Below are 8,255 nucleotides of genomic sequence, written 5' to 3'. Positions count from 1 at the left end.
TCGGATTACCGGCTGACCCGACGGCAATTGACGACTTCATCTCTGCACACCGCCCCCTCGGCAGCGGCGTTGCACTTTACCGCGCTCCGTTCTGGACGGCTACCCAGAGGGCTTTCCTCAAGGAGGAGATAATAGAGGACGCGGACTGGGCTGGCGTTATCGACGAGCTCAACGCTCGCCTGTCCTAGCAGGTAAAGTGTCGTCGGAAATCGCGAATCGCCTGTGGATAACAGCGGCAGTTCCTGCCTGACTGGCCGACGGACAGCGCGCTCGTTGCCGGCCACCACTCCACATGGATCACGATGCTGCAGATCAGTCCAGTTAGGTCTCCTCCCCAACCGCACCCATCCGCTCCCGCTGCTCCTCCCACAACACCGGCGGACTGATCGCAAGCTCATGCACCGTCACGTGCTGAGGCAAGGTCTCGTCCAGGATCGCCGCCACGATGTCCGGCGCGAGCGTGGTCAGGTTGAGCATCCGGCACATATAGCTGTTGTCGATCTTCTCGCGGGCAGTGAGTTCGGTGATGGATTTGGCTTCGCCCGATTCGAGCATCGCCAGCCGGCGGTGGCCGCGGGCCAGCGCCAGTTGCATCGGCGTTGCCGTGACATCCCAAGGCCTCGGGTTGGCGGTCTCACCATTTGGCAGAGTGACCAGTTTCCTCCCACTGCGGCGCTTGATCTGAATCGGCACCGACAGGGTCAGCTTGCCGTCGCTGGCGGCGACCACATCCGGTGCTCCGGTCCTGCGGATCCGAACACCGTTCATGCCAAAGCCTCCTGCCGCCGTTTGGCGGACTCCGGGCGCAGATCCAGCACTACCCGTTCGATGCCGTTGGCGCGCAGGCGCACTCCCAGATCGGTGGGCGAAACGATTACCTTCTCGACCAGGAGTCTGACGATGCGGGGCTGCTGGCGTCACCAAAAACCTGGACCGCACGTTCTCTCAGTTGCCGCTTCCAGTCCGTGATCTGATTCGGGTGAAGCTGTTGCGCTAGGTCCGCTAGCGTGTCGTCGCTCTTCAGCGCTCATTGCGCGCCACTTGCGCTTTGAATGCCGGTGTAAGGTTCCGCCTCGTCCTTGTTTCCATGCTCTTGCTTCTGGTGTGGGTGGCTACATACGCAGCTGTTCGTGGGAGTAAGGCTACCATTTATCCTCGTGTCCGAATTTCCGACCCCCCTCTGGGGATTGCGAGGAGGCAGTTGTGCAATGACCTTGGAGTGTTATTCCTTGACCGGGCAAGACAAAAAACAGAGAAAAGAGATGAATTCGGGTGGCCGGCAGCGCGAAATCGGTGCCTTCCGGCGATCATCGAACTTCGCACCGCCCGCGAAACCCCGCCACGACTAGTCTTTCGCGGGCATGAAAAAGCCCGGAACATGTCCGGGCTTTAGGAAATGGTGGTGGAGACAGGCGGGATCGAACCGCCGACCTTCTGATTGCGAATCTGAACGTGTGCGCGTTTTTCGACGTTGAACGGGATGCACGGCAGGTAAAAAAGCACAAAGAAAACAAGCTACTAGGCTAAATTGACGTTGCACAGCGTTGAAGGGAGTTGCTATAATTTGCTTACTATTTGCTTACTGGACTTCCCGGTAAGCACTTCGGGAGGCGGACGATGAGCACGAACAAGGTGAGTTTCACGGCTGGCAGAGTGTCGCAATTCACCTGCGAGGCCGGCAAGCCGGCATCCTTCCTGTGGGACAGAGTGACAAGCGGGCTTGGCCTGAAGGCGTCCGCAGGAGGCGCCAAGAACTACGTTTTGCAAAGCCGCCTTGCGTCTGGCGCGTCTGTCCGCCTGACCATCGGCAGTGCGACGGTGTGGTCGCTGTCCCAGGCACGCGACGAGGCCCGCCGACTGCAAACGATGATTGACCAGGGGATAGACCCGCGGCAGGAGAAGCGCGACCGCGTAGCCGAAGCCGCCGCGAAGGTCGCCGAGGCCGAAGCTGCACGAGTTGAGGCCGCACGCGTCGCCATGCCAGCAATCGAAGCGTGGCGGATGTACGTCGAAGCGCGCCGCCCGAAGTGGAGCGACCGACACCTGCTAGAGCATGAGCGCGTCGTAGCAGAGGGTGGTGAATTGCGGACCCAAGGGCGCCGCCCCGGCGAGAGCGACAAGACCCTTCCCGGCATCCTGCGGCCGCTGCTGAGCCTTCCTCTGGAACAGATCGATGCCGACCGTGTTCGCCTTTGGCTGAAAGACGAGGCCACGCACCGCCCGACCTACGCCCGCTTGGCGTCCGCCTTGCTGCGCGCCTTCCTCAACTGGTGCGCCGACCGCCCCGAGTACCGCGACCAGTTGCGCGCCGACGCCTGTATCACGCGCGTGGCCCGCGACGAACTGCCGAAGAAATCCGCCAAGGACGACTGCCTACAGCGGGAGCAACTGCCGGCGTGGTTCGCTTCTGTGCGCCAGATCGGGAATCCGGTCATTGCCGCCTATCTGCAAGGGCTGTTGCTAACGGGCGCACGCCGGGAAGAACTGGCCGGGCTAGCCTGGGAGGATGTCGACTTTCAGTGGAAGTCGCTGACCATTCGCGACAAGGTGGAAGGCGAGCGCACCATCCCGCTGACGCCCTACGTTGCTTCCTTGCTGTCCGCCCTGCCGCGCCGCAATGAGTGGGTATTCAGCAGCGTCACGGCGGCATCTGGAAGGCTTCAGGAGCCGCGCATCATGCACAACAAGGTGCTGGCCGCCGCCGGCCTGCCAGCGATCACGATTCATGGACTGCGTCGCTCGTTCGGCACGCTGGCGGAGTGGGTAGAATGCCCGGCTGGAGTCTCTGCGCAGATCATGGGACACAAGCCATCGGCGACAGCAGAGAAGCATTACCGGGTTCGCCCGCTCGATCTGCTGCGCCAGTGGCACACCAAGATTGAAGGCTGGATTCTGGCCGAAGCTGGTATCGAGCAACCCGCAGAGAGCGCGAAACCGGGCCTACGTGTCATCGGTTAAACTGAGTTTCTGCCGCGCCTAGATCGGCCAATCGAAAACCGGAATCCTTCACCGGCTGGCGCGGCACCCCATTGAAGGCAGCATTTGAAGGAATGCGTAGCATGAGTAAACCAGATTGGGAGTTTTGGCGGCATGTGCCAGAGTTAGAGCTGTGGCAGGCCGTTTGCCTATCGCAAGATGCCGAGCCTGATGAGCATGACCAAGAAGATGTCGCTTGCGAGGATTTCTTCAGAGGAAACGAAACAGCGTCGCGCCGGTTACGGTTGCTTGCAGCAAACCTCGTGCCAAGGGGCAAATTTTCCCGTTTCATCATCGACTACGAAGACCCTCACAAGAGCAAGGTTCGCCTGTCGGAATTCTCCACATGGGCCGTTTCGGTAGTGGAGTGGGAAGGCTTGCCGCCGGAGCTTCTCGCGCTGGCCCGTGCTTTGCCGAACGCGGAGAATACGGCCGCGCAGCCGGCTTTGGTTGAAGCGCGAGAGCAGCCCGACGCCGCCCATTCTGGAGCGCCTGATGATGATGGCGAACGAGCCGACGCCCTGACGCCCACCGACGACGACCATGCAGCCTTTGCCGAGCTATTTGACCCGGTAAAAGTGACGACACTTGAGGCGTTGTTTCCTGATAGCGGGCAGTGGGGAAAATACGCCGAGCGCGCCGCCCGTAACGGACTTTCGGCCGCGAGGACTGGCCGTGGCGTGTTCAACCCATACCGCGCCGCCGTCTGGTGGATTAGCTCGCAAGGGCCGCACGGATGGAAATGGGACCGCTGCTTGCGAGTGCTGGCAAAAAATCTGCCGGCCCGTTCGCGGGACTCGATGCACCTGCTGACTGGCGAATTCGACTGAACCGCCATTTTTCCGCCACGGGTTGAGGCGGAATGGGCGAGTTTCCGCCACTTTTCCGCCTGATTTTCGCCTGATTTTCGCCTGATTTTCGCCTGATTTTCGCCATGCCATCCGGCTGAATATCGTTGCGCCTGTCATTCTCGAACAGGAACAACGACATGCACATCTCCCAATCCCCCCGAGGCGATAATGTCCGGTTTTTCTCTACCGGAGAATCGGCGCAGATTCTCGGGATTCAAGCGCAAAGCCTGCGCGCGGCATACTGCCGGACTGGCGCGTATTTTGGAGTGATTCCGCTCAAGGCTCCAAACCGGTTTTTACGGTGGCCGGCTGACGGGATTTTGCGCCTGATTGCCGGCGAGGCCGACAAATGAACACCGCCGATCAAACTGCAATCGAGATCGCCCGCGACAAGGCTGATTATACCGCAGCCGCCGATTCTCTCACCGATTCGATCAAGAGGCGCCTGCAGACCGGCGAAATAATCGGAGCACTCGATTTCCCGGAGTGCGACCGGCCATTATTCTGGTCCGCTATCGCCCGAATCCGCGACGACCTGCCTTGCGTTCGTCCGACCTGGCGCACGATTGCCGAGCGGCACGTCGACGGCGTCCGCGTTCGGCAACAGTTGTTCCGGCTTTGCTCGCGCCAGAAAGGATTCGTTGACCCAATGCTGGCCGGGCTGATCGGTGGTCCGCTGTGAGCCGACCGAGCGAATGGGAGCGCGCGCACCACATCGCTCGAGACATCCCGGGTTTCTCAGGCCGTGCGAAGCGTCTGGCGATTTCGCTGCTGTTGGCGACGCTTCGTGACCTGCTGCGGGGAGCAGCGACATGATGCGCTACGACTTCACGGAAACCGAGCGCGCCAAGGGTGCACTCTGGAGCTTGGACCCCGGCGCCGACCGCGAAACCTGGGTGCGGGTTGCGATGGCCGCGAAGGCTGCCGGGCTGGACTTCAACGCCTTCCACGAGTGGAGCGCAGAAGCCGGCAACTACCGAAACGAGGCCGATTGCCGATCTGTCTGGCAGAGCATCAAACGTGGCGGAATCGGCGCTGCGACGCTGTTTCACGAAGCACGCGCCGCCGGCTGGACCGACGACGGAGAAACGCCCACCAAGCGCCCGCAATCGCGCCAGGAGAGGCCGCAGCAACCCGAGGCAGGCAAACCCCCGCCGCATGACCCGCGCGCCTTGTGGGACGCCTGTGAGCACGCGACAGCCGCGCATCCTTACATCATCAAAAAGCTTGGTTTGCCGGATGGCATGCGCGTCTATCACGGTCCGCTGACGATTGCAAGCACTGCTTGTGATGGCGCTCTGGTGCTGCCCTGCCGGAAGCTGAACGGCGAGTTATCGAGCGTTCAGTTCATTACCCAAAACGGGCAAAAGTTGTTCTTACCGCGGTGCAATCTGCAGCATGACGGATGCGTGATTATCGGTGGTCCGCTCAAGCCCGAGGACATCGCCTACATCGCGGAGGGCATCGGCTAGGCGTGGAGCGCGCATCAGGCGACGCGCCGGCCCGCGGTGGTGGCTTTCGGAGTCGGACGCCTGGCAGGAGTCGCGCGAGCACTGCGCGAGCGATACCCTGCCGCCCGTCTGGTGCTGGTGGCCGACGCCGGCAAGGCGGAGCAGTGCGCATCAATCGCCAAGGATGTGCGCGGCGCCTGGGCGGAAATGCCCGCGGGCAGCCCGAGTAACTTCGACCTGAACGATTTGCACGTCGGGCAAGGTCTCGGCGCGGTGCGTGCGCTGCTGGCGCGCTCCAAGGAGTACGCGCCGCGCTTCGAACTGCTGACGCCTGCGGACCTGGCCAAGCGCCCGCCGGCAAGGTGGCAAGTGCGCGGCGTGTTGCCGCTCGAAGGCATCGCCGCGCTTTATGGCCCTTCCGGTTCGGGAAAGTCATTCTTGGCGCTCGATCTGTTGGCCGCCGTGGCGAGCGGTGCGGAGTGGTTCGGCTGCCGTACGAAGTCCGCACCAGTGCTGTACGTTGCGCTCGAAGGCGAGGCAGGAATTGCACAGCGGATTCAGGCGTACCAAGCGAAGCACGGCCCGGTAGACGGTGGCTTTCACTTCCTGCTGCAACCTCTCGACATCCGCAACGCGACCGACCGCGCCGACCTTGTGCAAGTGGTCCGCGCTACCGGCTGGAGTGGCGGCGTGCTTTGTGTGGATACGCTCAATCGGGCGGCGCCAGGGATGGACGAGAACGACTCGCAGGACATGGGTCGAGCCGTCAGCGCAGCGAAGGCGTTACAGGCCGAACTGGGCGGAGTGGTGCTCTTGATTCATCACGCTGGCAAGGACGCGACCAAAGGTCTGCGCGGGCACTCGTCGTTACATGCCGCTCTTGACGCCGTGATCGAAGTCACCCGCGATGGCGACCGCCGCGAATGGAAAATCTCCAAAGCCAAAGACGGCGAAGACGGACAGGCGCACCCGTTCCGACTTGACGCGGTGACCATCGGCGAGGACGAGGACGACGGCGAGCCGATCACGAGCTGCATCGTGGTGCCAGAGCAGAACGCGGACGATGCCGTGCGCCGGGCATTACCTCCGAAGTCAGGCAACCAGCGAATCATCTGGGACGCGCTGCCGGACGTGCTCAAGGCATCGTCAGCCTATGGGCGGGCAGGGGCTCCGCCAACCCGACCTTGCGTGCGGATCGAGGAAGCCATCGAGAAAACCCGAGGCCGGCTTGTGTGTGACCCGAAACGTCAGACGGAGCGCACGCAGACGGCAATCACCGGGCTGGTGAATCGAGGGCTGCTTGAGCATCGAGAGGGTTGGCTATGGCTTGCCTGATTTTCCCGTTCCCGCAATCCCCACCCCCTTATAGGGGGCGCGGGAATCGCGGGAAAGTCCGCGGCTCCCGAAACGGGACAAAACGGGAATCGCGGGAAAGGAGAGGCTCGACCTTCTCTGGTGCGAAAAGGGGTAGATCGTGAGCAGCGCCATGAAGCGCTCTGAGCAGGATTCGCTGTTCGATGACGATCTGCCGGAGTCGCCGCCGGCCCCGCGGCGCAACGACCGCCCCGAGGCTGGCGCGCTCGCCGAAGTGCTCCAAGCGCTACGGCATCACCCGGCGGTGGCCTGGGTTCGTCGCCAGAATTCCGGAGTCGCGCGCATGGGTGGCCGGTTCGTGCGGTTCGGCTGGCCGGGATGTTCGGACCTTCTCGGGCAACTGAGGGATGGCCGGCTACAGGCAGAGCAAGCCGAATTTCTGTCTCTAGTGCGCCGGTTTGGTGGCGTGGCCTTCCTGGCGCGTGACTGCCGCGACGTGTTGCGCGAGTTGTCCGCCGACCAGGCCATAAAATAGGGCTCGAATAGGGCGTCCGGACCCGCTGGCGCCGTTTTTAAAAGGTCGGAAAACAGCGGCGCCTGTCCGAAAGTTACGGACGGATACGGACCGGTCAGCGTTTTAAAAACGGCGGGAAACCTGCACCGCACAATCCCGAGAGCAACCACAAGCAGGAAACCTGCCACGCTATGCTATGCCTGCCGTTGCGAGGGTATCAGTCCAACATGGCGCGAAAAGTGCGAACGCTGCGGTGCGCAATGCCCCCGGCAAGGCTTCCTGGCGACGCGTAGGGGGCGATTCTGTGGCGCGGTGGGGGATGGTATTGGCGAGTGGCTGATCGTTCGTTCTGGGGCGATTGTGCCCACCTGCCGGCACCAGAGAGCGGTCGCGCGAACGCGACGACGAAAGCTAGGTGCTAGGATATGGAAAACATAGGGGGCCAGCATGGACAACACCGCAGTTGAGTCTCTTGCGCAGAGCTACGAGGCTAATCTGGCAGCTGGCAGGGCGTTCATTCGAGACTTCTGGCCAGTGTTCCGCATAGGCACCAAGGAGTGGCTAATTCAGTCGAGCCACTACGATGACAGCGGACACCGACGAGACCTCGATTATGGCGAGGGATCGGAGGAAGTTGAGAGGCTGGCGTACCAACTGGGCTGTCTTCGGCGGTGTGTTCTCGTTGTGCTGCCGGGGAGAGGAGTCGCCCACGGTTCGCCGATTGCCGGTGAAGCTGCGGCCGATGAGGTGCTAGCTTCTGCCGCAGCAATGCTTTGCGGCCCGTGTAGTCACGAACCGGAATTCTTGAGGCTAGGCTTGCAGGCTGTGAGGCAACACCAGATGGCTAACCTACTCTGTCGATTGCCGTCCTTAAGTGGCTTTGGTATCCCGCCCGTATGGGCTGCTCTGCGCGCGCTTCTGTTCTTCCTGTCTGCCTTCTTGACACCCATTCTTGTTCTTACGCTGCCAGCGCTGTTGGGATATGCCATCACATCGGGGGCCAAAGGCGACATGGCTGGCGCTATAGCGTCTTGCTACGCAATAGGCTTTATCCTCTTGTTGACCGCCATCATGAGGAATCTCGGCAAGGAAAAAGAACTGACGCCGGATGAAGTGGCCTATGGTGGATGGGAGGCGCTGGGGAACCCT

General features: G+C 62.0%; 10 protein-coding genes and 1 pseudogene. 9 read left to right on the top strand and 2 right to left on the bottom strand.

Going from position 1 to position 8,255, the window contains the following annotated elements:
* Nucleotides 1-188 (top strand): DUF2789 family protein (locus Q1M07_RS09310; RefSeq protein WP_300453262.1); only part of this gene is annotated, 188 nt, incomplete at its 5' end.
* A gap of 133 nt (nt 189-321) precedes the next feature.
* Here the strand turns inward: Q1M07_RS09310 and Q1M07_RS09305 are convergent.
* Nucleotides 322-768: a LacI family transcriptional regulator gene (locus Q1M07_RS09305; RefSeq protein WP_288129465.1), complete on the bottom strand. Its 447-nt coding sequence runs from the start codon at nt 766-768 to the stop codon at nt 322-324.
* 127 nt (nt 769-895) lie between these two features.
* Nucleotides 896-1,089: pseudogene (locus Q1M07_RS09300) on the bottom strand (transposase); the annotation flags it as partial.
* A gap of 528 nt (nt 1,090-1,617) precedes the next feature.
* On the opposite strand from Q1M07_RS09300, the gene Q1M07_RS09295 reads away from it, so the two are divergent.
* From Q1M07_RS09295 to Q1M07_RS09260, 8 genes are all read left to right on the top strand, one after another.
* Nucleotides 1,618-2,958, top strand: coding sequence for an integrase family protein (locus tag Q1M07_RS09295; RefSeq protein WP_288129463.1), 1,341 nt, complete (start codon nt 1,618-1,620; stop codon nt 2,956-2,958).
* 101 nt (nt 2,959-3,059) lie between these two features.
* Nucleotides 3,060-3,806 (top strand): hypothetical protein, encoded by a 747-nt coding sequence (locus Q1M07_RS09290; RefSeq protein ID WP_288129461.1) that lies wholly within the window; start codon nt 3,060-3,062, stop codon nt 3,804-3,806.
* 158 nt (nt 3,807-3,964) lie between these two features.
* The gene (locus Q1M07_RS09285; protein WP_288129459.1) at nt 3,965-4,180 is read left to right on the top strand and encodes a hypothetical protein; all 216 of its coding nucleotides are present in this window, start codon (nt 3,965-3,967) and stop codon (nt 4,178-4,180) included.
* Entirely contained in the window at nt 4,177-4,509 is a 333-nt protein-coding gene (locus Q1M07_RS09280) for a hypothetical protein (RefSeq protein ID WP_288129457.1), read from the top strand. Before Q1M07_RS09285 ends, Q1M07_RS09280 begins: the two co-directional genes overlap by 4 nt.
* Nucleotides 4,510-4,639: 130 nt before the next feature.
* Entirely contained in the window at nt 4,640-5,299 is a 660-nt protein-coding gene (locus Q1M07_RS09275) for a PriCT-2 domain-containing protein (protein ID WP_300453258.1), read from the top strand.
* A 36-nt stretch (nt 5,300-5,335) separates the two neighbouring features.
* Nucleotides 5,336-6,613: an AAA family ATPase gene (locus Q1M07_RS09270; protein WP_300453257.1), complete on the top strand. Its 1,278-nt coding sequence runs from the start codon at nt 5,336-5,338 to the stop codon at nt 6,611-6,613.
* Between the two features lie 151 nt (nt 6,614-6,764).
* A complete protein-coding gene (locus tag Q1M07_RS09265; protein ID WP_288129454.1) occupies nt 6,765-7,127 on the top strand; it encodes a VRR-NUC domain-containing protein in 363 nt (120 codons plus the stop codon).
* 426 nt (nt 7,128-7,553) lie between these two features.
* A partial coding sequence (locus Q1M07_RS09260) for a hypothetical protein (protein WP_288129452.1) occupies nt 7,554-8,255 on the top strand: 702 nt, incomplete at its 3' end.

It is taken from the genome of Accumulibacter sp. (genome assembly GCF_029255285.1).
In the GTDB taxonomy this organism is placed as follows: Bacteria; Pseudomonadota; Gammaproteobacteria; order Burkholderiales; family Rhodocyclaceae; genus Accumulibacter.
The sequence above is the reverse complement of the archived record's forward strand: the minus strand, read 5'-3'. Positions and strand labels throughout refer to the sequence as shown.